Annotated in this window: 17 protein-coding genes; 9 read left to right on the plus strand and 8 right to left on the minus strand. The window is 73.8% G+C overall.

Annotated features, from left to right (window positions below):
• Positions 1-19 precede the first annotated feature (19 nt).
• The 4 genes from ACWEPF_RS26480 (at position 20) to ACWEPF_RS26495 (ending at position 6,685) form a co-directional block, all read left to right on the plus strand.
• Positions 20-958 (plus strand): amino acid ABC transporter permease, encoded by a 939-nt coding sequence (locus ACWEPF_RS26480; RefSeq protein ID WP_452174476.1) that lies wholly within the window; start codon positions 20-22, stop codon positions 956-958.
• Positions 955-2,862 (plus strand): FAD/NAD(P)-binding protein, encoded by a 1,908-nt coding sequence (locus ACWEPF_RS26485; protein ID WP_452174477.1) that lies wholly within the window; start codon positions 955-957, stop codon positions 2,860-2,862. The genes ACWEPF_RS26480 and ACWEPF_RS26485 overlap by 4 nt, the downstream gene beginning before the upstream one ends.
• Before the next feature lie 151 nt (positions 2,863-3,013).
• A complete protein-coding gene (locus ACWEPF_RS26490) occupies positions 3,014-5,296 on the plus strand; it encodes an FdhF/YdeP family oxidoreductase (RefSeq protein ID WP_452174478.1) in 2,283 nt (760 codons plus the stop codon).
• 99 nt (positions 5,297-5,395) lie between these two features.
• Positions 5,396-6,685: an ion channel protein gene (locus ACWEPF_RS26495; protein ID WP_452174479.1), complete on the plus strand. Its 1,290-nt coding sequence runs from the start codon at positions 5,396-5,398 to the stop codon at positions 6,683-6,685.
• On the opposite strand, the gene ACWEPF_RS26500 is transcribed toward ACWEPF_RS26495, so the two are convergent.
• On the minus strand, positions 6,675-8,246 hold the full coding sequence (locus ACWEPF_RS26500; RefSeq protein WP_452174480.1) for an NlpC/P60 family protein: 1,572 nt from the start codon (positions 8,244-8,246) through the stop codon (positions 6,675-6,677). The genes ACWEPF_RS26495 and ACWEPF_RS26500 overlap by 11 nt on opposite strands.
• Positions 8,247-8,605: 359 nt before the next feature.
• Between ACWEPF_RS26500 and ACWEPF_RS26505 the strand changes: the two genes are divergently transcribed.
• Together ACWEPF_RS26505 and ACWEPF_RS26510 are read left to right on the plus strand one after the other, a co-directional pair.
• Positions 8,606-9,769: an inorganic phosphate transporter gene (locus tag ACWEPF_RS26505; RefSeq protein WP_345290060.1), complete on the plus strand. Its 1,164-nt coding sequence runs from the start codon at positions 8,606-8,608 to the stop codon at positions 9,767-9,769.
• A gap of 19 nt (positions 9,770-9,788) precedes the next feature.
• A complete protein-coding gene (locus ACWEPF_RS26510) occupies positions 9,789-10,028 on the plus strand; it encodes a hypothetical protein (RefSeq protein WP_380150126.1) in 240 nt (79 codons plus the stop codon).
• Positions 10,029-10,097: 69 nt separating this feature from the next.
• On the opposite strand, the gene ACWEPF_RS26515 is transcribed toward ACWEPF_RS26510, so the two are convergent.
• Entirely contained in the window at positions 10,098-11,627 is a 1,530-nt protein-coding gene (locus tag ACWEPF_RS26515; RefSeq protein WP_345290058.1) for an MDR family MFS transporter, read from the minus strand.
• 302 nt (positions 11,628-11,929) lie between these two features.
• A complete protein-coding gene (locus ACWEPF_RS26520; RefSeq protein ID WP_452174481.1) occupies positions 11,930-12,403 on the minus strand; it encodes a MarR family winged helix-turn-helix transcriptional regulator in 474 nt (157 codons plus the stop codon).
• A gap of 96 nt (positions 12,404-12,499) precedes the next feature.
• On the opposite strand from ACWEPF_RS26520, the gene ACWEPF_RS26525 reads away from it, so the two are divergent.
• On the plus strand, positions 12,500-13,570 hold the full coding sequence (locus ACWEPF_RS26525; protein WP_452174482.1) for an ABC transporter permease: 1,071 nt from the start codon (positions 12,500-12,502) through the stop codon (positions 13,568-13,570).
• Between the two features lie 67 nt (positions 13,571-13,637).
• Here ACWEPF_RS26525 and ACWEPF_RS26530 read toward each other — a convergent pair whose 3' ends face one another.
• Positions 13,638-16,151, minus strand: coding sequence for an ABC transporter permease (locus tag ACWEPF_RS26530; protein WP_452174483.1), 2,514 nt, complete (start codon positions 16,149-16,151; stop codon positions 13,638-13,640).
• Positions 16,151-16,915, minus strand: coding sequence for an ABC transporter ATP-binding protein (locus tag ACWEPF_RS26535; protein WP_452174484.1), 765 nt, complete (start codon positions 16,913-16,915; stop codon positions 16,151-16,153). Before ACWEPF_RS26535 ends, ACWEPF_RS26530 begins: the two co-directional genes overlap by 1 nt.
• Positions 16,916-17,033: 118 nt before the next feature.
• Between ACWEPF_RS26535 and ACWEPF_RS26540 the strand changes: the two genes are divergently transcribed.
• On the plus strand, positions 17,034-17,996 hold the full coding sequence (locus ACWEPF_RS26540) for a helix-turn-helix transcriptional regulator (RefSeq protein WP_452174485.1): 963 nt from the start codon (positions 17,034-17,036) through the stop codon (positions 17,994-17,996).
• A gap of 72 nt (positions 17,997-18,068) precedes the next feature.
• Here the strand turns inward: ACWEPF_RS26540 and ACWEPF_RS26545 are convergent, their stop codons facing one another.
• The 3 genes from ACWEPF_RS26545 to lon form a co-directional block, all read right to left on the minus strand.
• Positions 18,069-18,587: a GtrA family protein gene (locus tag ACWEPF_RS26545; protein WP_380150127.1), complete on the minus strand. Its 519-nt coding sequence runs from the start codon at positions 18,585-18,587 to the stop codon at positions 18,069-18,071.
• Between the two features lie 60 nt (positions 18,588-18,647).
• Complete coding sequence (locus ACWEPF_RS26550; RefSeq protein ID WP_452174486.1) at positions 18,648-20,087, minus strand: hypothetical protein; 1,440 nt, start codon at positions 20,085-20,087, stop codon at positions 18,648-18,650.
• A 395-nt stretch (positions 20,088-20,482) separates the two neighbouring features.
• Positions 20,483-22,876: an endopeptidase La gene (gene lon / locus ACWEPF_RS26555; RefSeq protein WP_452174487.1), complete on the minus strand. Its 2,394-nt coding sequence runs from the start codon at positions 22,874-22,876 to the stop codon at positions 20,483-20,485.
• A gap of 133 nt (positions 22,877-23,009) precedes the next feature.
• Between lon and ACWEPF_RS26560 the strand changes: the two genes are divergently transcribed.
• A complete protein-coding gene (locus ACWEPF_RS26560) occupies positions 23,010-23,729 on the plus strand; it encodes a hypothetical protein (RefSeq protein WP_452174488.1) in 720 nt (239 codons plus the stop codon).
• The last annotated feature ends 251 nt before the right edge of the window (positions 23,730-23,980 follow it).

Consider the following 23,980-nt stretch of genomic DNA (forward strand, 5'->3'; position numbering starts at 1 on the left):
GCCGATCCGGAGCCGCCCCATGGCCGTTGTCCTCTCCCCTCCGCCCGAGACCTCCACCCCGCTGTCCGACGATCCGCCGATCGTGCCCCGGCGCCGCCCGGGCCGGTGGGCCGCCTCGGCCCTCGCCCTGCTGGTGCTCGCCCTGGTGCTGAACTCGGTGGTGCGCAACCCCGCCTTCCAGTGGGACGTGGTGGCGCAGTACTTCACCACCACCGCGATCGCCCAGGGGCTGCTGCTGACCCTCTGGCTGACCGCAGCCGTGATGGTGCTCGGCTTCGCCCTCGGCACCCTGCTGGCGGTGCTCCGGCTGACCGACAACCCGCTGCTGCGCAGCCTGAGTTGGGGCTTCGTCTGGATCTTCCGCTCCACCCCGCTGCTGGTCCAGCTGCTGTTCTGGTTCAACATCGGCGCGCTCTACCCGACGGTGGGCCTGGGCCTGCCGTTCGGCCCGGAGTTCTTCACGGTGAAGACGGTCAACCTGTTCGGCCCCACCCTCACCGCCGTGATCGGCCTGACCCTGCACGAGGCGGCCTACGCCGCCGAGGTGGTCCGCGGCGGCATCCTCTCGGTGGACCACGGCCAGCTGGAGGCCGCCCAGGCACTCGGCCTCGGCCGGGCCCGGGTGCTGCGCCGGATCGTCGTCCCGCAGGCGATGCGCTCCATCGTGCCGACCGCCGGGAACATGCTGATCGGCACCCTCAAGGGCACCAGCATCGTCTCCGTGCTGGCGGTCCAGGACCTGCTCTACTCGGCCCAGTTGATCTACAACCAGACCTACCAGGTGATCCCGCTGCTGCTGGTCGCCACCCTCTGGTACGTCGCCGTGACCAGCGTCCTCTCGGTCGGCCAGTACTACCTGGAGCGGTACTACGCACGCGGCAGCAGCCGGGGCGGACTGCCACCGACGCCGCTCCAGCGGCTGCGGGCCCTGGCGACCCGGGCGGGGGCACGGGCATGAGCACCCTGGTGATCGTCGGCGCCGGGCCCCGGACCACCGGTCTGCTGGAGCGGATCGCCGCCAACGCGGACGGACTGCTGCCCCCGGACCACCCCCTGGACATCCACCTGGTCGACCCGCACCCGGCCGGCCCGGGCCGGATCTGGCGCGACGCGCAGTCCTCGCTGCTGCGGATGAACTCGATGGCCGAGGACGTCACCCTGTTCACCGACGAGCGCTCGGTGATCGACGGGCCGGTCCGGCCCGGGCCCTCGCTGGCCGAATGGGCCCCGCACCAGGAGGAGTTCGCCCCGTACGAGCCGGTCGCCTCGGCGGCGGTGGAGGCCGAACTCCGCACCCTGGCGCCCACCGACTTCCCGACCCGCCGGGCCCAGAGCGCCTACCTGGACTGGGCGCTCCGCCGCGCCCTCGCCGAGCTGCCCCCGCAGGTCACGGTCACCATCCACCGGGACACCGTGCTCTCCGTCACCGGCCCGGCCGACGGCCCCCAGCTGGTCGAGCTCTCCGACCGGGTGCTGACCGCCGACCAGGTGGTGCTCGCCCTCGGCCACCTGGCCGCCGAACCCGACCCCCGGCACGCCCGCTTCGCCGCCTTCGCCGACCGCCACGGCCTCTTCCACCTGCCGCCCGCCTTCACCGCCGACACCGACCTCAGCGGCCTCGCCCCCGGCGAGCACACCCTGGTCCGGGGCTTCGGCCTGGCCTTCGTCGACCTGCTGGTCCTGCTCACCGAGGGCCGGGGCGGGCGCTACGAGGAGCGCCCGGACGGGCGGCTGCGCTACCTGCCGTCCGGCGCCGAGCCGGTGCTGCACGTCGGCTCGCGGCGCGGCGTCCCGTACCACTCCAAGACCGGCTACCGGCTCCAGGGGCCGCCCGCCCCGCTCCCCCGGTACTTCGACGGGGCGGCGGTGGACGGGGTGCTCTCGCTGCCCGGTGAGCTCGAACTGCGGCGGGACGTCTGGCCGTTGATGGCGAAGGAGATCGGCTTCGGACACTACCACGAACTCTTCCACGCCCATCCCTCGCGGGTCGCCCTGGCGTGGCGGGACTTCCTCGCCGAGTACGACCGACTGGACTGGTACGACGCCGAGTTGACGGAGCTGGTGGCCAAGGCCGTCCCGGACCCGGCGGACCGGCTGGACTTCGAACGGCTGGACCGGCCGCTGGCGGGGCGGCAGTTCACCCCGGAGGAGTTCCAGGCGCACCTGCTGGCGTACGTCGAGGCGGACGCCGACCGCCGGGCCGACCCCGCGCACAGCGCCGACCTCGGCGCGTTCCTCGCCCTGCTCTCGCTCTTCGGCCAACTGCCCCGGCTGGTCGCCTCCGGCCGGCTGACGGACCGTTCGACGGCCGAGGAGCTGGAGGGGTGGTGGTTCGGGTTCTTCAGCTTCCTCGCCTCCGGCCCGCCCGGGTTCCGGCTGCGGGAGCTGGTGGCGCTGGCCGAGGCGGGGGTGGTGCGGTTCCTCGGCGGCGAGCTGTCCGTCTCCACCGACGAACGGCGCGGCACCTTCACCGCGACCAGCACCACCGTGCCCGGCCACCTGGTGCACGGCACCGCCCTGATCGAGTCCTACCTCCCCGAACACACCCTGGACCGCTCCACCGACCCCGTCCTGCGCGGCCTCCTCTCCACCGGAGCCGCCACCGCCCAACCCGCCACCGGCCTGCTCCTGGTCGACCCCGCCGACGCCCGCGTCCTCTCCCCCGACGGCACCCCCCACCCCCGCCGCACCGCCCTCGGCCCCTTCACCACCGCCCGCACCCACACCGCCTTCGCCCGCCCGCGCACCAACGCACCGGGCTTCCGCCAGAACGACGCGGTCGCCCGCCGGCTGCTGACGGAATTGGTTGCACCAGGGGCGCGAGGAACTGCGCGGGTCGGAAGGCGGCTCACCTGCAACTGAACCGCCGTCAGCCAGTTGCACGTGCTGCCGTTCCCCAGCGCGCAGTTCCTCGCGCCCCTGCGGGGCGCAACCACCCGCGCCCCCGGTGTCCCCGAATTCGTCCACACCTACGATGGGAGGCGGACAGGTCCGTACGAGGAAGTAGGACGTCATGGCGAAGCAGCCGCCGCAGGTCGACCCCGCGCAGGACCGGGCGAAGGTCACCGATCCGAAGCACGCGGCGGCGGGCCTCCCCGCCGTCGGGCACAGCCTGCGGATGGCCGCCGAGCAGATGAGCCCCAAGCGGGTGCTGGCCACCCTGACCAAGGTGAACCAGCCCGACGGCTTCGACTGCCCCGGGTGCGCCTGGCCGGAGCCCGGCAAGACCCACACCGCCGAGTTCTGCGAGAACGGGGCCAAGGCCGTGGCCGAGGAGGCCACCGAGCGCCGGATCACCTCCGCGTTCTTCGCGGAGCACTCCGTCGCGGAGCTGGCCGAGCGCTCCGGCTACTGGCTCGGCCAGCAGGGCCGCCTCACCCAGCCGATGCTGCTGGACGAGGGCGCGACCCACTACGCGCCCGTCTCCTGGGAGCGCGCCTTCGCCATCGTCGCCGAGGAGTTGAAGCAGCTCGCCTCCCCCGACGAGGCCGCGTTCTACACCTCCGGCCGGACCAGCAACGAGGCCGCGTTCCTCTACCAGCTGTTCGCCCGCCGCCTGGGCACCAACAACCTGCCCGACTGCTCCAACATGTGCCACGAGTCCTCCGGCTCGGCCCTGGTGGAGACGCTCGGCGTCGGCAAGGGCAGCGTCAGCCTCAAGGACCTCTACCAGGCCGACCTGATCATCGTGGCGGGCCAGAACCCGGGCACCAACCACCCGCGGATGCTCTCCGCCCTGGAGCGGGCCAAGCGGGCCGGCGCCACGATCGTCAGCGTCAACCCGCTCCCCGAGGCCGGGCTGGAGCGCTTCAAGAACCCGCAGAACGCCCGCGGCCTGGCCGGAAACGGCACCAAGCTCACCGACCTGTTCCTGCAGATCCGCCTCGGTGGCGACCTCGCGCTCTTCCGGGCGCTCAACCAGATGATCCTGGCCGCCCCGGACGGCGTGGACCGCGCCTTCGTCGAGGAGCACTGCCACGGCTTCGAGGAGTTCGCCGCCGAGGCCGCCGCCACCACCCGGGCGGAGGTGCTGGCCGCCACCGGGCTGCCCTGGGAGCAGATCCGGCAGCTGGCCGAGCTGACCCTCTCCTCCCGCAAGGTGATCGTCTGCTGGGCGATGGGCCTGACCCAGCACCGGCACGCGGTGCCGACCATCCGGGAGGTCGTCAACTTCCTGCTGCTGCGCGGCAACGTCGGCAAGCCGGGCGCCGGCGTCTGCCCGGTCCGCGGACACAGCAACGTGCAGGGCGACCGCACCATGGGCATCTTCGAGCGGCCCGCCCCGGCCTTCCTGGACGCGCTGGAGAAGGAGTTCGGCTTCGCCCCGCCGCGCGAGCACGGCCTGGACTCGGTGGACACCATCCGCGGCATGCGGGACGGCAAGGTCAAGGTCTTCTTCGCGATGGGCGGCAACTTCGTCGCGGCCACCCCGGACACCGAGGTGACCGAGGCGGCGATGCGCCGCTGCGCGCTCACCGTGCACGTCTCCACCAAGCTCAACCGCTCGCACGTGGTGACCGGCGCCCGGGCGCTGATCCTGCCCACCCTGGGCCGCACCGACCGGGACTGGACGGCGGCCGGCGCCCAGTTCGTCAGCGTCGAGGACTCGATGGGCATGGTGCACTCCTCGCGCGGCGGCCTGCGCCCGCCCTCGGACGAGCTGCTCTCCGAGCCGGCCATCGTCTGCCGGCTGGCCCGGGCGGTCTTCGGCGAGCAGGACGAGCTGCCCTGGGAGCGCTTCGCCGAGGACTACGACACCGTCCGGGACCGGATCTCCCGGGTGGTGCCGGGCTTCGACGACTACAACGCCAAGGTCCGCGCGCCCGGCGGCTTCGCCCTGCCGCACGGCCCCCGGGACAGCCGGACCTTCCCCACTCACACCGGCAAGGCCAACTTCACCGTCAACCCGTTGACCGCCCCGGTGGTCCCCGAAGGCCGGCTGCTGCTCCAGACCCTGCGCTCGCACGACCAGTACAACACCACGATCTACGGCCTGGACGACCGCTACCGGGGCATCTCGGGCGGCCGCCGGGTGGTCCTGGTGAACCCGGAGGACGCGGCCGCGCTGGGTCTGGCCGAGGGCTCGTACACCGACCTGGTGAGCGAGTGGCGGGACGGCTCGGAGCGGCGGGCCCCGCACTTCCAGGTGGTGCACTACCCGGTGGCCCGGGGCGGGGCGGCGGCGTACTACCCGGAGACCAACGTGCTGGTGCCGCTGGACTCCACCGCCGAGATCAGCAACACGCCGACCTCCAAGGCCGTGGTGATCCGCTTCGAGCCGGACAGCGGGCTCTGATCTCCTCCCCCTGACGGCGCGACACCTCCGGACAAGTGAGCCAATATGTCGGATTTGCACCTAATCTGACACCAGCTCACCCGATCCGGAGGTCCCGCCGTGCCCGACACCGACCAGCCCGAGAGCGCCGCCGGCCGGGAACTGACCGAGGGTCCGCCCACCCCGGCCGCCAAGCTGATCCCGCTGATCGGCCCGGCGATCCTGACCGGCATCGGCTCCTCGCTCACCCTGCTGGCGATCAGCGAGGTCGCCGAGCGCCTGGACCACCTGCTCTGGGACGTCATCCCGGGCGGCATCGGCATCGGCGACTTCACCCCCTGGTGGATCATCGTGGTGCTCACGGTGACCGGCGCCGCCGTCGGCCTGGTGGTCTGGAAGGCCCCCGGCCACGCCGGGCCGGACCCGGCCACCACCGGCCTGGTCGACCCGCCGGTCTCCCCGCTGGTCCTGCCCGGGCTGACGGTGGCCACCATCCTGGCCCTGGCGGGCGGGGTGAGCCTCGGGCCGGAGAACCCGATCACGATGATCAACATCGCGCTGGCCTACTGGATCGGCCGCCGCTTCCTGCCCGCCACCGGCGCCACGCTCTGGGTCGCCCTGGCCGCCGCCGGGACCATCGGCGCGCTCTTCGGCACCCCGCTCGCGGCGGCGCTGATCCTCTCGGAGATGCCCGGGCCCGGCGCCCTCTGGGACCGCCTGTTCGCCCCGCTGATCGCCGCGGTCACCGGCTCGATGACCACCCTGCTGATCGCCGGGGAGGAGTTCTCCATCAAGGTGCCCGGCTATCCCGGCGCCCGGCTGGCCGACGTCGGCTGGGCCCTGGTGATCGGCGCCGTCAGCGCGGCCTTCGGCCTGGCCGCCGTCTACCTCTTCCCCCTGGTGCACCGGACCTTCCGTCAGATCCCGCACCCGGTGGCGATGCTGACGGTCGGTGGCCTGGTGCTCGGCGCGCTGGGCGCGCTCGGCGGCCACCTCACCCTGTTCAAGGGTCTGGAGGAGGTGAAGGAGCTCACCCTGGACTACGACGACTACAGCTTCGGGGCACTGCTCGGCATGGCCGTGGTGAAGCTGGTCGCGCTGGTGGTCGCCAGCTGCTCCGGCTTCCGGGGCGGCCGGATCTTCCCCGCCGTGTTCGCGGCGGCGGCGCTCGGCTTCGCCTTCAGCGCGCTCTTCGACTCCGTGCCGCCCGCGCTCTCGGTGACCTGCGCGGTGCTCGGGGTCCTGATGGCCGTCACCCGGCAGGGCTGGATGAGCCTGTTCACGGCGGCGGTGCTGGTGCCGGACACCGCCCTGCTGCCGATGCTCTGCGTCGCCGCCCTGCCGGCCTGGCTGCTGGTCACCGGCCGCCCGGAGATGCAGCTCCCGGAGGAGGAGCCGGTCACGGCGTAGCGGTGCCCCCCGCGGCGCTCTGCGAGCCGGAGGCGGAGGCCGAGGCGGACTGGCCCGACCCCGAGGCGTCCGCCGACGGGGTGCCCGGGGCCGAGGCGTCCGCCGACGGGCTGGCGGAGCCCGAACCGGACGGGGTGCCCGAGCCCGACGGCGAGCCCGAACCCGACGGGGTGTCCGAGGGCGAGGCCGACGGAGTACCCGAACCGGAGGGCGAGCCGGAGCCGGACGGAGTGCCCGAACCGGACGGCGAACCGGAGCCCGAGGGGGTGCCGGTGGCCGGCGGCTGGGTGGTGCCCGAGCCGGTGCCGGGCTGCTGCGGGGTGACCGGGACGGGCGGCAGGTTCTCCTGCTTGGTCGGCTGGATCGGCGTCACGCCGTCCGCGCCCTTGGGGATGTCCGGCACCTTCCAGGCGCCGCCCTGGTCGTCCGGGGCGGACTCCGGGTCGGGGCGGACGGCACCGAGGATCGGCATCGCGCCGACCGGGGAGACCTTGATCACCGCGCCGGTGCGCGGGGCCTGCACGATCAGGCCGCCGCCGATGTACATCCCGATGTGGGTGGCGCCGCCGTAGTAGACCACCAGGTCGCCCGGCCGCATCTGGTTGAGCGGCACCTTGGCCAGCTCGGCCCACTGGTCCTGGCTGACCCGGGGGATCCGCACCCCGGCGGCCAGCCAGGCCTGCGAGGTGAGGCCCGAGCAGTCGAACTTGTCCGGGCCGGTGCCGCCCCAGAGGTAGTCCTTGCCGAGCTGGGCCAGCGCGAACGCGACCGCCTTGCGCCCGGCCTGGGAGGGGGTGCGCTCGCCCTTGCCGAGCGCGCCGGAGGCCAGGAAGGCCAGCTGGGCCTCGTCGGCCCGGGTCTTCTCCAGCTGCTCCAGCTCGGTGCGCTGGGCGCCGGTCAGCGAGCTGACCATCTGCTCGACCTCGGCGAGGCGCTTGGCCACGTCGGCCTTGGCCGCCTCCTGCTGGGTGAGCAGCGCCTGGGCCTGGGCCAGCGAGGCCTCGGCCAGCTGCTGGAGCACCGTCAGCGAGGCCCGGTCGGCCTTCAGCTTGTCCAGGAACTCGCTCTGCGAGCGGCCGGCCGCGGCCAGCAGCTCGGCCAGCACGACGGCCTCGTACGGGTCCTTGGCGAGCAGCAGCTCGGCCATCTCGGAGGCGTTGCCGTTGCGGTACTGGGCGGCGGCGAGCAGCGAGGCCAGGTCGCCGCCGGCCTCCACGGCCGCCTGCTGCGAGGTCTGACGGCTCTTCAGGTCGGCCACCACGGCCTGCTGCTCGGCGAGCTTGGCGACCGTGCCGTTGTACTGCTCGGTGGCGGCCTCGGCCTCGCGGTAGAGCTCGTGCAGCCGGTCCAGCATCGGGCCCAGGGTGGCCTTGGCGGCGGCCAGCGGGTCCTGGCCCGGGGAGACGGTGAAGGAGGGCGCCGGCGGCGGGGTGGGCGCGGCGAGGGCCGTCCCGGCCGAGGTCAGCGCGAGTGCGGCGACCGCCAGCACCGCGCCGCAGCGCAGGGCGGCGCGCACCCAGGGCCGCACGCCGTTGTCCGTGGTCCGCACCCCAGCGTGCATCTGCCCGCCCTCCCCGTAGTCCCAGCCGTCGGCCGGGCCCCTCAGCCTGGCAATCGCCCCCGATCCTGCCATGCCCCCCGTCGGCGCAGACAGGGGGTTACCGGACGGTTCGGTGAATTCTCAGCGTGATCTCACCCGGGATGTGAGACACCTCTCAACAAACCCTGACCAGACCGGACCAATCCGGACAGAACCGCTGATCAGTGGCCTGATCTCCACCCTTCCACGGCCTGACCGCAACCCCCCGGACACCTTCGGAACCACGACTCCGCGCCCAGTTCACCTTCCGTTCACCATCCACTCCTACGGTCGCCCGTGACACCAGCGTCAGTACGACAACTACGACGATTGTTTGGGTTATGGAACACATCACGTTCCTGGTGGCCGTTGTGATCATCACGGCGCTCGCCTTCGACTTCACCAACGGCTTCCACGACACCGCCAACGCGATGGCCACCTCCATCGCCACGGGAGCCCTCCGTCCGAAGGTCGCCGTCACCATCGCGGCCGTCCTCAACTTCGCCGGGGCCTTCCTCTCGGTGAAGGTCGCCACCACCATCTCCGGTGGCATCGTGAACGAGAAGGCGGGCATCCAACCGTCGATCATCTTCGCGGCCCTGGTCGGCGCGATCCTGTGGAACCTCCTGACCTGGCTCAAGGGCCTGCCGTCCAGCTCCTCGCACGCCCTGTACGGCGGCCTGATCGGCGCCACCGTGGTCGGCGTCGGCCTCAACGGCGTCAACTTCGGCACCGTGGTCTCCAAGATCCTGATCCCGGCCGTGGCCTCCCCGATCGTGGCCGGCCTGGCCGCCTGGGGCGCCACCAAGCTCGCCTACCGGATCACCCGCGGCGGCAAGGCCAAGAGCACCGAGAAGGGCTTCAAGGCCGGCCAGATCGCCTCCGCCTCGCTGGTCTCGCTGGCCCACGGCACCAACGACGCGCAGAAGACCATGGGCATCATCACCCTGACCCTGGTCTCCGCCGGCGCGCTACCCAAGGGCGCGCTGCCCCCCACCTGGGTCATCGTCTCGGCCGGTGCGGCCATCGCGATCGGCACCTACATGGGCGGCTGGCGCATCATCCGCTCGATGGGCAAGGGCCTGACCGACATCCAGGCGCCGCAGGGCTTCGCCGCCGAGACCGCCGCCACCACGGTCATCCTGACCTCCACCCACATGGGCTACGGCCTCTCCACCACCCAGGTCTGCTCCGGCGGCATCATGGGCGCCGGCCTCGGCGGCCCGAAGGCCGAGGTCAACTGGGGCATGGCCCGTCGCATGGTCTACACCTGGGGCCTGACCCTGCCGGCCGCCGCCGCGGTCGGCGGCGTGGCCGCCTTCCTGGCGGACCAGGGCACCTGGGGCGTCCTGCTGGTCGGCGCGGCCCTGGTGGTCGGCTCCGGCGCGATGTACCTGATCTCCCGCCGCCAGCCGGTGCACGCCGGCAACGTCAACGACGTCACCCCGGTCGAGGTCCCCGTGACCCAGCCCACCACCCCCGCCGCGACCACCGTCGCCGCCTGAGTCCGGAAGGGACCGAACCATGAGCATGAGCATCAAGTGGGCCGCCCTGGCCGAGACCGCCGGCATCAGCTTCGCGGTCACCGTGGCCACCGTGCTGGTCTTCTCCCTGGGCATCGTGGCGCTCTCCCGCCGCGAGGCCGCCCTGGAGTCCGGCGCGGCCGGCTCCGGCAAGGGCACCGTGGCGCTGGGCGCCGCCGGCCTCTGCTTCGCGGCCTGCGCCTCGGTGGTCGGCTACGGCCTCTACCTGATCGCGGGCTAGCCGCCAGGAACGGCACGAAGCCCCCGGATCCGTCCGCCAACGGACCCGGGGGCTTCGTCGTACGCTCCGTCAGTTCCGGGCGGGCTCGGGGGCGGCGGCCCCGGCCGGGGCGTCCTGCTGGGTGGTGCGCAGCGGGACCTCACGGATCATCAGCACCACCAGGAAGGCCAGCAGGGCGAACGGCGCAGCGATCAGGAAGACGGTGGCCACGCCGCGGCCGAAGGCGTCGGTGACCATCGGGACCACCTGGGCGGGCAGCGCCTTGAGGTCCGGGATGCCGCCGCCGGTCGCCCCGGCCGGCAGGTGGGCGGCGGCCAGGCTCTCGTTCAGGTGCTTCGACACCTGGTGGGAGAGCAGCGCGCCGAGCGCGGAGACGCCCATCGCGCCGCCCATGGTGCGGAAGAAGGTGACGGTGGAGCTGGCGGTGCCGAGCTCGTGCCGGGGCACGGTGTTCTGCACGGCGAGCACCAGGTTCTGCATGGTCAGGCCGAGACCGACGCCGGTCACGGCCATCCCGACCGCCAGCAGCCCGTACGGGCTGTCGTCCCGGACGGTGCCGAGCAGCGCGAAGCCGAGGGTGAGCAGGCCCGCCCCGGCCACCAGGTAGGCCTTCCAGCGGCCGTAACGGGTGATCAGCTTGCCCGCCACCGTGGAGGACAGGGCCAGGCCGAGGATCATCGGCAGGGTGAGCAGCCCGGCCATGGTCGGGGACTCCTTCCGGGCCAGCTGGAAGTACTGGCTGAGGAAGGTGGTGGCGCCGTACATCCCGATGCCGACCAGCACGCTGGCGATCGAGGCCAGCGTGACGGTGCGGTGCCGGAACAGGTCCAGCGGCACGATCGGCTCGGCGGCCCGGCTCTCCGCCCACACGAACAGCCCGGCCAGCACCAGCCCGCCGCCGACCATGGCGGCGGTCTGCCAGGAGAGCCAGGGGTAGCTGTCCCCGGCCAGCGTGATCCAGATCATCAGCAGGCTGACCGCGCCGGTGATCAGCACCGCACCGAGGTAGTCGATCTTCGCCTCGCGCTTCACCACTGGCAGCCGCAGGGTGCGCTGCAGCACCACGATGGCGATCAGCGAGAACGGGATGCCCAGGTAGAAGCACCAGCGCCAGCCGAGCCAGTCGGTGTCCACGATCACGCCGCCGATCAGCGGGCCGCCGATGGTGGCCAGCGCGAAGACGGCGCCGAAGTAACCGCTGTACCGGCCGCGCTCGCGCGGCGGCACCATGGCGGCCAGGCAGATCTGGGCCAGTGCGGTGACGCCGCCGGCGCCGATGCCCTGGAGCACCCGGCAGGCGATCAGCTGGCCGGTGTTCTGGGAGAGCCCGGCCAGCGCCGAGGAGACGATGTAGATCACCAGCGCGGCCTGCACCAGCTTCTTGGGGCTGACCAGGTCGGAGAGCTTGCCCCAGATCGGGGTGGCGGCGGTGAGCGAGAGCAGCGCGCCGGTGACCACCCAGGTGTAGGCGGTCTGGCCGCCGTGCAGGTCGTGCAGGATGTGCGGCAGGGCGTTGGCCACCACCGTGGAGGAGAGCACCGCCACGAACAGGCCGAGCAGGAGCCCGGAGAGGGCTTCCAGTACCTGACGGTGGCTCATGGGGGCAGGGTCGGAAGCTGTGCTCATGGGGGTCCTTAGGCCTGAGATTCGTTGCCTCGGGCAACCATAGGACGCGATGGTTGTGTCAGGCAACCAACGACGGCGATTCCCGGCCACCGCCGGGGCGGCAGGGCCTGCCCGACAATTCGCGCCGGATCAGGCCGGGTCGTCCGGTGCGTGCGATCGGCGTGCGGCCGGGGCGCCCTCGTAGCGGAGCTACTTGGGCGTTTCGGCCGTGCGGCGAGCGTGCGTGCAGGGCGGGCCGGACCCGGCGGGAATTGTCGGGCAGGCCCTGAGTCAGGTCAGCCGAGCTTGGGCTCGCCCAGGGCGTCGTTCAGGCGGCCGAGCAGGGCTCCCAGCTGGGCCAGGTCCTCGGGCTCCCAGCCGTCCAGCATCAGCCGGAAGCGGTCCAGCCGGCCGCTGCGGGCGGCCAGGTAGCGGGCGGCGCCGTCCTCGGTGAGCGAGACCAGCGAGGAGCGCCGGTCCAGCGGATCGGTCTCCCGGGCGACCAGGCCGAGCTCCTCCAGCACCTTCACCTGGCGGCTGATGGTCGGCTTGCCGACCCCGAAGTGCAGCCCGATGTCGGTCAGCCGGACCTGCCCGGACTCCAGCACGAAGCCGAGCATGCTGTACGCCACGCCCTCCAGCGCCGGGTGCACCTGGCGGGACATCTCCGCCGCCCGGGCCCGGCCGCGCCGGAACAGCACGGCGATCTCGCGCTCCACGGCGACCAACGCCGCCTCCGCCGCCACCCCGTCAGCCGTACTCGCTCCCATGGCAGCAGTATCCCGCAGTCGCGCCTCCCCCTGAACGGCAACTGTTTCATGATATGAAGTATCCGTTTTGCCCGTCTTTGCGATAGGAGAGGTTCGATGGCCGACCAGGCCCGCCGCGGCTTCGCGACCGAGCTCAAGGACGCGGTCACCCCGCGCGCCTTCCTGCTCGTCCTCGGGGTGCTACTGCTCCAGCTCGGATTCATCACCTCGTACGTCGGCGCGCTGCACCACCCCACCCCGCACGAGCTCTCCATCGCCGTGGTCGCCCCGCCGCAGGTCAGCCCCAAGCTGGTCGGCGCGCTGGAGCAGGTGCCCGACGACGCCGTGCGGGCCACCACCGCCGCCGACCGGGCCGCGGCCGAGGAGCTGATCCGCGATCAGAAGGTCTACGCGGCCTGGATCTTCGACCCCGCCTCGACCCAGGACACCCTGCTGGTCGCCGACGCCCGCGGCCCGGCCGCCGCCACGGCCGCCGAGAAGATCGTCACCGCCGTCGACCAGACCCAGGGCCGCACCGTGAAGGTGGAGGACGTCATCCCGCTGGCCGCGGGCGACGCGGAGGGGCTCTCCTCCTTCTACCTGGTGATCGGCTGGTGCGTCGGCGGCTACCTGGTCGCCTCGATCCTCGGCATCTCGGCCGGATCCCGCCCGGCCAACGCCCGTCGCGCGGTGATCCGGCTCGGCACCCTGGCGCTCTACTCGGTGGCGGCCGGCATCGGCGGCGCCGTCATCATCGGCCCGGTGCTGAACGCGCTGCCCGGCTCCAGCTGGGCGCTGATCGGCCTGGGGAGCCTGGTGGTGTTCGCGGTCGGGGCGATCACCATGGCGCTGCAGTGCCTCTTCGACATCGTCGGCATCGGCGTGGCGGTGCTGATCTTCGTGGTGCTCGGCAACCCCAGCGCGGGCGGCGTCTTCCCGCCGCCGCTGATGCCGCCGTTCTGGCGGGCCATCGGCGCCTGGATCCCCAACGGCGCCGGCACCGACGTGGCCCGCTCGATCGCCTACCTCGGCTCCACCAACGTGCTGGTCCCGCTGCTGGTCCTGGTGGCCTGGGCGCTGGTCGGCGTGGCCGTCACGATGGTCGCGGTGATCCGCCGCCCGCGCGTCGGCCGCGAGCGGATCCCGGAGCTGGAGGCGGACCGGGGCGCGGAACAGGCCACGGCCTGACCGTCCGTCAGCACGGCCGCGGGGCCGCACCGGGAGGGATACCTCCGGTGCGGCCCCGCCGCCGTTGCTACTCCCGGGCGCCGATCGCGTCCGCCGGGTGGGCCCGCAGCGCGGCCCGGGCGGGCAGCGCGGTGGCCGCGAAGGCCAGCAGGGCGGCCGCGCCGACCACGCCGAGCCAGGTCAGCGGCGGGGCGTACGGGGTGCCCGAGCCGGTCATGCCCGCGCTGTACGCGCCCAGCGTCAGGGCCGCCACCGCCGTGCCGAGCGCCACCGCGAGCAGCACCACCGTCAGGGTCTCCCAGCGGAGCATCGCCCGGACCTGACGGGCCGTCGTGCCGATCAGCCGCAGCATCGCGAACTCGCGGCGCCGGGCGGCGGTCGCCATCACCAGGGTGTTCACCACCGCGATGCCGGTGAAGGCGATGATCAGGCCCATCGCCACGTAGTTGACCTGCGCCTGGGTGCCCGCCTGGGCCTCCCGGGCGGCGTCCACCTGGGCCCGGTCCAGCACCCGCACCGCCGGGAACGGCCGGACGGCGGCGGCCAGCGCGGCCCGGTCGGCGGTGCCCGCCACCAGGACCGAGGAGGCCAGCGGGACGTCCACGTGCGCGGCGACCAGACCGCGGGGCAGCAGCAGGTCCCCGAAGCCCAGACCGCGGTGGTAGACCGCGACCACCCGCAGCGGGGCGGCGGTGCCGTCCCCGAGGGTCACCTCCAGCCGGTCCCCCACCGTGACGCCCTTGACCTCGGCGGCCAGCTCGCTGACCGCCACGGTGTCCTCGGCCATCGCGTCCAGCGACCCCGCGCCCACCTGCGGGTCCAGGGTGCGGGCCAGGCCCTGCGGGGTGACGCCCTGGGCCGGGAACTTGTCCTGCCCGGCCCGCACCGAGGTGCGCAGCACCTCGGTCACCGCCTGCACCCCCGGCACCCGGCGGACCGCCTCGGCCGCCGCCCCGGGCACGCCCGGCCCCGCGGCGGCCAGCACGTACGGCGCGCTGGTCCCGGCCACGGCCTGCTCGCGGGCCGCGTGGGAGGCCGTGGTCTGGGTGAACAGGATGGTGGAGGCCATCGCCACCGCCAGGCTCAGCGGGGTGACCACGGCGGCCAGCCGCTTGGCGTTCGCCCGGGTGTTCTGCTCGGCCAGGAAGCCCGCCGCGGGTGCGGCCAGCCGGGCGACCCGGCCCAGCAGGAAGGTGGCCACCCTGGTCACCAGCGGGCCCAGCAGGGCGATCGCGGCGGCGGCCAGGATCACGCTCAGGAAGGTCACCGGGGTGGCGGCGGCCTCGGTGCGCAGACCGCTCAGCACGTACACCAGCGCCCCGTACCCGGCCGCCAGCAGCAGGCCGGCGGCCAGTCGGCCGGCGCCGATGCCGGGCTTGGGCTGCGCGGCCTCGGCCAGGCCCTCGGTCGGGTGCACCCGGGCCGGGCGGCGGGCCGAGACCCGGGCCGCGCCCCAGGCCGCCAGCAGCGTGGCCGGGACGGCCAGCAGCGGCGGGACGGCACTGAGCGTCAGCTCCAGGGTGTCCGGCAGCGCGCCGACCGCGACGAAGCGGCCGTGCATCCAACCCGCCAGCAGCAGCCCGGCCAGCGCCCCCGGCACTCCGGCCAGCAGGCCGACCACCAGCGCCTCCCGGCCCACCATCCGGCGCAGCTGACGGGGCGTCGCCCCGACCGCCCGCAGCAGCGCCAGCTCCCGGGCCCGCTGCTGCACGGAGAGCGCGAAGGTGCCGGTGACCACCAGCAGCGCGACCAGCAGCGAGGTGCCGCCCATCGCCGCGCCCAGGCTGACCAGGCTGACCCGGGCCTTGCCCGCGTCCAGGAACTCCACCGGGCCGCGCTCGTCCCCGGTGCGCACCTTGGCGGTGGTGCCCGCCAGCGCCGCCTCGGCGCCGCGCCGCACGGCGGCCGGGTCGGCCCCCGGAGCGGTCAGCAGGCCGATCACGGCGACCCGGCCCTGGTGCCCCGCCAGCCGGCGGGCCTCGGCGGCGGCGAAGAACAGCGAGGACTGGCGCTCGACCCGGCCCTGCGGGGCCGCGACGCCGACCACCGTGTACGCGGCGGGCGCGCCGGTGGACTGCACGGTGACGGTGGCGCCCACCGGCTGCCCGGCGGCGGCGTCCACCACCAGCTCGTTCGCGGCGGCCGGGGCCCGGCCCTCGCGCAGCGCGTACGGGGTCAGCGCGGCGGAGTCCCAGGCGTGCCCCCAGGAGGCGCCCGGCCGGACCCTGCCGTCGGGGGCCACCAGGTGGGCCGGGAAGGTGAGTTCGGGGACGGCGGCGCGCACCCCGGGGACGGCGGCGAGCCGCTCGGTGAGCCCGGCGTCCAGCCAGGCCCGCTCGGTCAGCGGCTTGGCCTTCTCCTTGGTCTTGCCCTTCTTCTCCGAGGTCCAGTGCACCTCCTGATCGGCCGTCACCAGCACCGGGGTGCCGGCGTAGCGCTCGGTCGGGATCCGGCCGCGCAGGCCGGTCTCCAGCAGCGCGGCGCAGGCGGTGACCAGCGCGGCGGCGCAGAACAGGGCGACGAAGGCCCCGACGAAGGCGCCCTTGCGGGCGCGCAGGGTGGAGAGCGCGAGGGTGAACATCAGGCCCACGCCCCCAGCCGGCTCATCCGCTCGGCCACCCGGTCGGCGGTGGGCGCGGGCATCGCGTCCACCACGTCGCCGTCCGCCAGGAACAGCACGGTGTCGGCGTACCCGGCGGCCACCGGGTCGTGGGTCACCATGACCACGGTCTGGCCCAGCTCGTCCACGGTCTGGCGCAGCAGTCCGAGCACCTCCTTGGCCGTCATGGTGTCCAGCGCGCCGGTCGGCTCGTCCCCGAAGACCACCTCCGGCCTGGTCACCAGCGCCCGGGCGATGGCCACCCGCTGCTGCTGGCCGCCGGAGAGCTCGGCCGGGCGGTGCCCGGTGCGGCCCGCGAGGCCGACCCGCTCGACGATCCGCTCCAGCCACTCCCGGTCGGGCTTGCGGCCCGCCAGCAGCAGCGGCAGCGTGATGTTCTGCAGGACCGTCAGCGAGGGCAGCAGGTTGAAGGCCTGGAAGACGAAGCCGATCCGGTCCCGGCGCAGGTGGGTCAGCGCCGTCTCGTCCAGCCCGGCCAGCTCGGTGCCGCCCAGCGTCACGGCGCCCCCGGTGGGCCGGTCCAGGCCGGCCGCGCAGTGCAGGAAGGTGCTCTTGCCGGAGCCGGACGGCCCCATCACCGCCGTGAAGCTGCCGCGCGGGATGTCGACGGTGACCCCGCGCAGCGCGTGCACGGCGGCGGCGCCGCGGCCGTACACCTTGGTCACGGAGGCCAGCCGGACGGCTTCGGCCGTGGCGGTGGTGGAGGGGGTGAGGATCTTGGGCATGCCCCCAGCCTGCTGGGGGCGGGAAAGATGATCTAGTGTCAGAAGTGGCAAGGGGTGACAGCTTGTTGCCACGCTCGACGGGGGACGGGGAACAATGTCGGGTCTGACCGCACTTGGCGTGTCCGATGACCAACTGAGGCTTTACCGCTACTTCCTGAGACATCCGGGGCACGACACCGAGGAGGCCGCCGCCTCCTTCGGGCTCGAACCGGCCGCACTGGCCGGGGCCCTGACGGAGCTTCAGGACAAGGGGCTGCTCCGGGTCTCCGATCGGCACACCGTGCTGGTCTCCGACCCGGCCGTGGCCGTGGAGTGGCTGGTGGAGCGGGAGCTCGGCGCGCTCAAGCTCGCCGGGGACCAGGTGGCCGCCGCCCGCAAGGCCATCCCGGCGCTGGCCGAGGAGCACAAGCACGGCCTGGCCGAGACGCCGGTCGGCGACATCGAGCGGGTGGACGGGGTGGACGCCATCCGCGAACGCCTCACCGAGCTGGGCTTCTTCACCTTCCGCGAGCTGATGGCCCTGCTGCCGAACCGCTGGCAGCCGGAGAGCATCGCCCAGGCCCGCGAGTCCGACCTGCGGATGCTGCGCCGCGGCATCCGCTGGCGCACCGTGGCCGGCCCCGAGGCGCTCGCCGACCCGGACACCCTGGCCTACCTGCGCGAGCTGGTCGCGCACGGCGCCGAGGTCCGCGCCACCGACCAGGCGATCCGGCGGATGGTGGTCTGGGACCGCAGCACCGCGATGGTCCCGGTGGACCCGGACGACTACCTCCGGGCCACCCTGGTGATCCGTCAGGCCGGCGTGGTGGCGAACACGGTCGCCTGGTTCGAGCAGGTCTGGTCGAGCGGCCGCGAGCTCCCCGCCGCCCCCACCGAGACCCCCGCCCCGGCCCCGCTCGGCCCGCTGGAGCGGCGCGTCCTCGACGTGCTGGCGCGCACCGACAAGGACGAGGCGGCCGCCCGCGAGATGGGCGTCTCACTGCGCACCTTCCGCCGCTACATCGCCGACCTGATGCAGCGCCTGGGCGCCGCCAACCGCTTCCAGGCCGGGTTGCTGGCCAAGGAGAAGGGCTGGATCTGACCGGGCCCGGCCCGGACGGCGGAAGCCCGGCCCCCGTGGGACGGGGCCGGGCTTCCGAGGACGACGGGCGGGTCAGACCCGCTCGGGCTCCGGCTGTTGCTCCGACCGGGTGTCCAGACGGTCGGTGAAGACGAACCTGGCCATCGCCCAGTAGCGGAAGACCATCGCCAGCAGGGTGCCGACGATCATGCCGCTGAGGAAGTCCGCGACGTCCTCGCCGAACTTCGAGATGTGCGGTTCCCGCAGGTCCAGCACGTACTGGGAGAACGCCAGCGGAAGGCTGTTCACCACGATGGCCAGACCGCTGACCACGAAGAACAGCACCGCCTCGCGCTTGTGCCCGTACGCGCGGAACGACCACTGCCGGTTCAGCAGGTACGAGACCACGGTGGCGATCAGGGTCGCGATGGTCAGCGCGGCCACCGGCTTGGCGCTCAGGACGGTGGCCCGCAGGCTGAGGTTGATCACCAGGGTGAGCAGGAAGCAGGTCCCGCCCACGAGCAGGAACTTCACCAGCTTGCGGTGCTTGACCAGGAACGGTCGCGCCCGGTGCGGGACTCGGGACAGAGCCCGTTGCGTGGGTGACGGCATTTCGGCAGTCTCGCACGCCGTCCCGGGGCACGGGTACTCGGACCGTCCGCCCGGGAACGACTACTCCACCGCGATCCGCAGCACGCCCGTGGTGGTGCCCTGGAGGACCACCCGGCCGGGCGCGATCGACCCCACCATCTGCAGCGTGTCGAAGAGGAAGCCGGCCCCGAGGTACGCCGTCCGCACGGTGCGGCCGGTCTCCGGATCGATCTCCGCGTAGCGGTACGGGTCGAGCGCCGAGGTGCCGTCGGTGCCGGGGATCACCGGTTCGCGCAGCACCGTGCGCAGCAGCCCGTCGGCGGTGGAGAGCCGGGGCACCGCGGCGGACCGGGTGCGGTTGTCCCAGCGCAGGTCGCAGCCGCTGCCGTCGGCCCGTACGTCCACCCGGCTGAGGCCGCCGCGGAAGGCGGCGGAGGAGGGCACGCTGGGCCCTGCGCCGTCCGGCAGGGCCGGGTACGGGTAGCCGTAGGTGCTGGCCACGAAGACCGCGTTGCCCACCGCCACCGGGGAGTTCTCACTGCCGCTGCCGCCGGCCCTGAGCACCGGGACGGAGCAGACCAGCCCGCCGTCGGAGGTCCGGTGGACCAACAGGTTGACGGTCGGGGCCGCGTTGTCGACCACGGTCAGGTAGTCCGTGCCGGTGCGCGGGCCGAAGAAGGTCGGGGTGGAGCCGCTGCCCCAGCTGAGCTGGCCGGGCTTGCGGCCCGGGCCCCGGTCGTACGGCCGGCGCCAGCGCACCTCGGGGGTCCCGTCCGGGCGGGCGGTGAGCAGGTAGGTGGCGTGGGTGGTGGTGACCGCCGCGCCCTCGGGAGCGGTGGAGATGGAGTTGGCGATCGTCTCGCCAGCCGGGAGGGCCAGGGTGCGGACGGCGCCGGTGCTCCCGTCGTCGGCGGTGCCGACCACGCCGCCGCCGGTGGCGAACCAGACCCGGCCCTGCCAGTCCGGCGACAGGCCGGTCACCGCGTCGCCGTCCGGGACGGCCCCGGCCAGCGGGAGGCGGGAGTCCACGGTCAGCTGCCAGCCGCCGGAGGCCGTGCGGCGGTGGCCGATCCGCAGCAGGTCGCGGTTGCCGTCCACGACGACCAGCCGGTCACGGTGGTCCAGGTACGCGTACACCCCGCCGAGCAGCGAGCCCTTGGCGAGGGTCAGCTCGGTCAGCGAGCGGCCGTCGGACGGGTCGAGCAGGTGGACGGTGGGGGCCCGGCCGAAGATCTCGGTGCACAGGGCCACCGGGAGGCCGTCGGCGCCGACCAGCACGGTCGGGCAGGCCGAGGCCAGCGCCGTCCGGTGCGAGCCGATGCTGCCCGCGCCCGGGCCGGGCAGCGGGGTGGCGTCCGAGGAACCGGTGTCGCCGTGCATGGTCGCGGTCCCGGGCGGGCCCGCGTACGGGTTGGCCGGCGGGAGCGGGGCGTACGGCTCGGCGGCCGCGTGGGCCGGGGCTTGGGCGGAGAGCAGCAGCGCGGCGGTGACGAGCACGGCGGCGCGGGTGCGCAGGCGCATGGGAGTCCGTTTCCGGGAGGAGGGGCACGACAGGGGTGCACTCCGCCCGGTGGGACGTGAGAGGAGCCCGGCGATCGGCCGGGCGGGAGGGCACCGCGCGGATCAGCGCGCGCGGTGACAGATGGCCGAGGACGCACGGGCCAGGTCGACGGCGAGTCGACGGCTCAGGTGCGTGTGGCGGTCCATGCGGGGGATCCTGCCGTGCTGACGGACCGTCACACAAGACCCGTCTCACGGTACGGGCCGCGCCCCTGGTGCCCCGCCAGGGGCAACCAGGGGCGCGAGGAACTGCGCGAAGCGGAAGACCCTCACCTCAACTGAGGGCAGCACAGCCAGTTGCACGTGCGTCGGGCCCGGCAGGGCAAAACGGCCACCCTGCTGGGCCCGACGCACCCTCAGGCCGCGACCGGCACCGCCGCCGGCTCCAACGCCAGCTCCAGCACCTCCCGCACGTCCGAGACCGTGTGCACGGTGAGCCGCTCCAGCACCTCGGCCGGCAGGTCGTCCAGGTCGGGCTCGTTCCGCTTGGAGATGATCACCGTGGTGATCCCGGCCCGGTCGGCCGCCAGCAGCTTCTGCTTGATGCCGCCGACCGGCAGCACCCGCCCGGTCAGCGAGACCTCACCCGTCATCGCGACCTCGGGGCGGACCCTCCGCCCGGAGAGCAGCGAGGCCAGCGCCGTGGTCATGGTGATGCCGGCGCTCGGGCCGTCCTTGGGGACGGCGCCCGCCGGGACGTGCAGGTGGATGCCGCGCTCCCGCAGCCCGGTGACCGGCAGCTCCAGCTCGGCGCCTCGCGAGCGCAGGTAGGAGAGCGCGATGTGCGCGGACTCCTTCATCACGTCGCCCAGCTGGCCCGTCAGGGTGAGGCCGGTGGAGCCGGTCTCCGGATCGGCAAGCGAGGCCTCGATGTAGAGGACGTCGCCGCCGGCGCCGGTGACGGCGAGGCCGGTGGACACGCCGGGGACGGCGGTGCGCCGCTCGGCCGGCTCCTGGGCCGCCTCCGGGGTGTGGTGCGGCCGGCCGATCAGCGCCCGCAGGTCCTCGGCTCCGATGGCGGCGGGGAGCTCTCGCGCCCCAAGCTCGGCTTCGGCCGCGACTTTCCGCAGGATCCGGGCCACCGAGCGCTCCAGGGTGCGCACGCCCGCCTCACGGGTGTACTCCCCCGCGAGCTTGCGCAGCGCGTCCTCGCCGACGGTCACGTCCTCGGGCCTGAGGCCGGCCCGCTCCAGCTGACGGGGCAGCAGGTGGTCGCGGGCGATGGTGACCTTCTCGTCCTCGGTGTAGCCGTCCAGGCGGACCAGCTCCATCCGGTCGAGCAGCGGCTCGGGGATGGACTCCAGCACGTTGGCGGTGGCCAGGAAGACCACGTCGGAGAGGTCGAGCTCGACCTCCAGGTAGTGGTCGCGGAAGGTGTGGTTCTGCGCCGGGTCGAGCACCTCCAGCAGGGCGGCCGCCGGGTCGCCCCGGTAGTCGGAGCCGACCTTGTCGATCTCGTCCAGCAGGACCACCGGGTTCATCGACCCGGCCTCCTTGATCGCCCGGACGATCCGGCCGGGCAGCGCGCCGACGTAGGTGCGCCGGTGCCCGCGGATCTCCGCCTCGTCCCGCACGCCGCCGAGCGCCACCCGGACGAACTCCCGGCCCATGGCCCGGGCGACCGACTCGCCGAGCGAGGTCTTGCCGACGCCGGGCGGCCCGACCAGGGCCAGCACCGCACCGCCGCGCCGGCCGCCGATCTGGCCCAACCCCTGGTCCGCGCGCCGCTTGCGCACGGCCAGGTACTCCACGATCCGGTCCTTCACGTCCGCCAGGCCCGCGTGGTCCGCGTCCAGTACCGCGCGGGCGGCGTTGATGTCGTAGGAGTCCTCCGTCCGCACGTTCCACGGCAGTTCGAGGACGGTGTCCAGCCAGGTGCGGATCCAGGAGCCCTCGGGCGACTGGTCGGAGGAGCGCTCCAGCTTGTCGACCTCCTTGAGCGCGGCCTCCCGGACCTTCTCCGGCAGCTCGGCCGCCTCGACCCGGGCCCGGTAGTCGCCCTCCTCGTCGGCCGGGTCCCCGTTCAGCTCGGCGAGCTCCTTGCGGACCGCCTCCAGCTGACGGCGCAGCAGGAACTCCTTCTGCTGCTTGGCCACGCCCTCCTCGACGTCCTTGCGGATGGTGTCGTTGACCTCCTCCTCCGCGAGGTGCTCGCGGAGCAGGACCAGCGCGTACTCCAGACGGGCCAGCTGGTCGGACTCCAGCAGCACCTTGAGCTTCTGCTCGGCGGTGACGAAGGGGGCGTACCCGATGTTGTCCGCCAGCTCGCCGACCTTGTCGATCTGCGAGACCCGGTCGACCACCTGCCAGGCGCCGCGCTTGCGCAGCCAGTGGGTGGAGAGCGCCTTGTACTCCTTCACCAGCTCGGCGGCCCGGCCGGCCACCGGCAGCCCGGCGTCCGACTCGTGGAAGGTGCTGGTCTCCACCCAGAGCGCCGCACCGGGGCCGGTCGTCCCGGCACCGATCCGGACCCGTCGGACCGCGCGGACCAGCGCCGCCGGGTCCCCGTCCGAGAGCCGGCCGACCTGCTCGACGGTGGCCAGCGTGCCGACCGAGGCGTAGGTGCCGTCCAGCCGCGGCACCAGCAGCACCTGCGGCTTGGCCCCGCCGGAGACGGCGGCCCGGGCGGCGTCCACGACGGCGCGGACCTCGGAGTCCTTCAGGTCCAGCGGGACCACCATGCCGGGGAGCACGACCTCGTCGTCGAGGGGGAGCACGGGCAGGGTGAGCGGAGTGGACGTCGATGCCATGATCTCTCCCCAGTCAGTGAAGTTGAGTTGACCTGACTAAGGTTCGGTGAGCCGCCAATGTTCCCCGGAGCTTGTTCGCTCTGAGCGATCAGGGCATTGCCCCAGGCGGGGGCGGTGCGCCAGAGTGCCGGACGTGGATATCCAGCCCACCGAGTTCGGCATCCGGGTCAACCTCCCGGAGCCCCGCAGGCTTCCCGCCGCCCTCCGCAACCGGGCCCTCGCCGAGGACGCGGACGGGCTGCTGCTCGCCGCCCCGCACCCGGGCGGCACCACCGAGCAGGCCCTGCGCACCGTCCTGGCGGGGCCGGCCGCCGAGCTCGGCCTCGACCTGGCCGGCCTGGAGGTCTGGGACGGCGAACCCTTCGCCCGGCTCGACGACGCCGACGGGCGGCCACTGCTCTACGCCGAGCTGGGCCGCGACCCGGCCGCGCCGGAGCAGCCCGGCCCGGCCGGGGCGACGACGGCGGACGCCGTCCGCGAGCTGATCGACCACCTCTCGCTCTGGCTGCTGGTCACCGTCGGGTCCGCGGACCCCGACGACCCGTCGGCCACCGCCCTGGCCGAGCGGCTCGCCCGCGAACTGGTCGACGCCCTCGCCCCCGACGCCACCGTCACCACCGGCCGCGCCCCGCACGGACCCACCGCCGTGGTCCGGCCCACCTGGCTCGACACCACGGACGTCCGCGCCGCCCTGCTGGCCGCCTGCGCCGCCCTCCCCGGCCCCTGGAGCCCACCCACCCTCCTGGAGACCCCCGACGGCGACTGCGCCACCGCCACCCGCGGCCCCGTCCGCCTCTCCGCCGCCACCGGCCCCGTCTTCGCCGAACTCGCCCGCCACCACCAGCTCCCCTGAGGCCAGCGGCCGCCCCCCGCAGGGGCGCGAGGAACTGCGCGAGAACGGAAGGCGACCCACCGCCAGATCGGGGCACACGAGCCAGTTGCACGCTCCGCCGCCCCCAACGCGAGTGGCCACCCCTCCGGGGGCGCGGGGAACTGCGCGAGAACGGAAGGCGGACCAGCGTGAGATCGGGACACGCGAGCCAGTTGCAGGCGGTGCCGTTCCCCCGCGCGCAGTTCCTCGCGCCCCCGGTGGCGCAGCCACGC

Source organism: Kitasatospora sp. NPDC004289 (assembly GCF_053602875.1).

Excerpts from the sequence above, each read along its gene's own strand:
- ACWEPF_RS26485 (WP_452174477.1), top strand. The coding sequence starts at position 955 with ATGAGCACCCTGGTGATCGTCGGCGCCGGGCCCCGGACCACCGGTCTG.
- ACWEPF_RS26535 (WP_452174484.1), bottom strand. The coding sequence starts at position 16,915 with ATGCCCAAGATCCTCACCCCCTCCACCACCGCCACGGCCGAAGCCGTC.
- ACWEPF_RS26480 (WP_452174476.1), top strand. The coding sequence starts at position 20 with ATGGCCGTTGTCCTCTCCCCTCCGCCCGAGACCTCCACCCCGCTGTCC.
- ACWEPF_RS26545 (WP_380150127.1), bottom strand. The coding sequence starts at position 18,587 with ATGCCGTCACCCACGCAACGGGCTCTGTCCCGAGTCCCGCACCGGGCG.
- ACWEPF_RS26550 (WP_452174486.1), bottom strand. The coding sequence starts at position 20,087 with ATGCGCCTGCGCACCCGCGCCGCCGTGCTCGTCACCGCCGCGCTGCTG.
- ACWEPF_RS26515 (WP_345290058.1), bottom strand. The coding sequence starts at position 11,627 with ATGAGCCACCGTCAGGTACTGGAAGCCCTCTCCGGGCTCCTGCTCGGC.
- ACWEPF_RS26530 (WP_452174483.1), bottom strand. The coding sequence starts at position 16,151 with ATGTTCACCCTCGCGCTCTCCACCCTGCGCGCCCGCAAGGGCGCCTTC.
- ACWEPF_RS26520 (WP_452174481.1), bottom strand. The coding sequence starts at position 12,403 with ATGGGAGCGAGTACGGCTGACGGGGTGGCGGCGGAGGCGGCGTTGGTC.
- ACWEPF_RS26500 (WP_452174480.1), bottom strand. The coding sequence starts at position 8,246 with ATGCACGCTGGGGTGCGGACCACGGACAACGGCGTGCGGCCCTGGGTG.
- ACWEPF_RS26505 (WP_345290060.1), top strand. The coding sequence starts at position 8,606 with ATGGAACACATCACGTTCCTGGTGGCCGTTGTGATCATCACGGCGCTC.
- ACWEPF_RS26490 (WP_452174478.1), top strand. The coding sequence starts at position 3,014 with ATGGCGAAGCAGCCGCCGCAGGTCGACCCCGCGCAGGACCGGGCGAAG.
- lon (WP_452174487.1), bottom strand. The coding sequence starts at position 22,876 with ATGGCATCGACGTCCACTCCGCTCACCCTGCCCGTGCTCCCCCTCGAC.
- ACWEPF_RS26510 (WP_380150126.1), top strand. The coding sequence starts at position 9,789 with ATGAGCATGAGCATCAAGTGGGCCGCCCTGGCCGAGACCGCCGGCATC.
- ACWEPF_RS26525 (WP_452174482.1), top strand. The coding sequence starts at position 12,500 with ATGGCCGACCAGGCCCGCCGCGGCTTCGCGACCGAGCTCAAGGACGCG.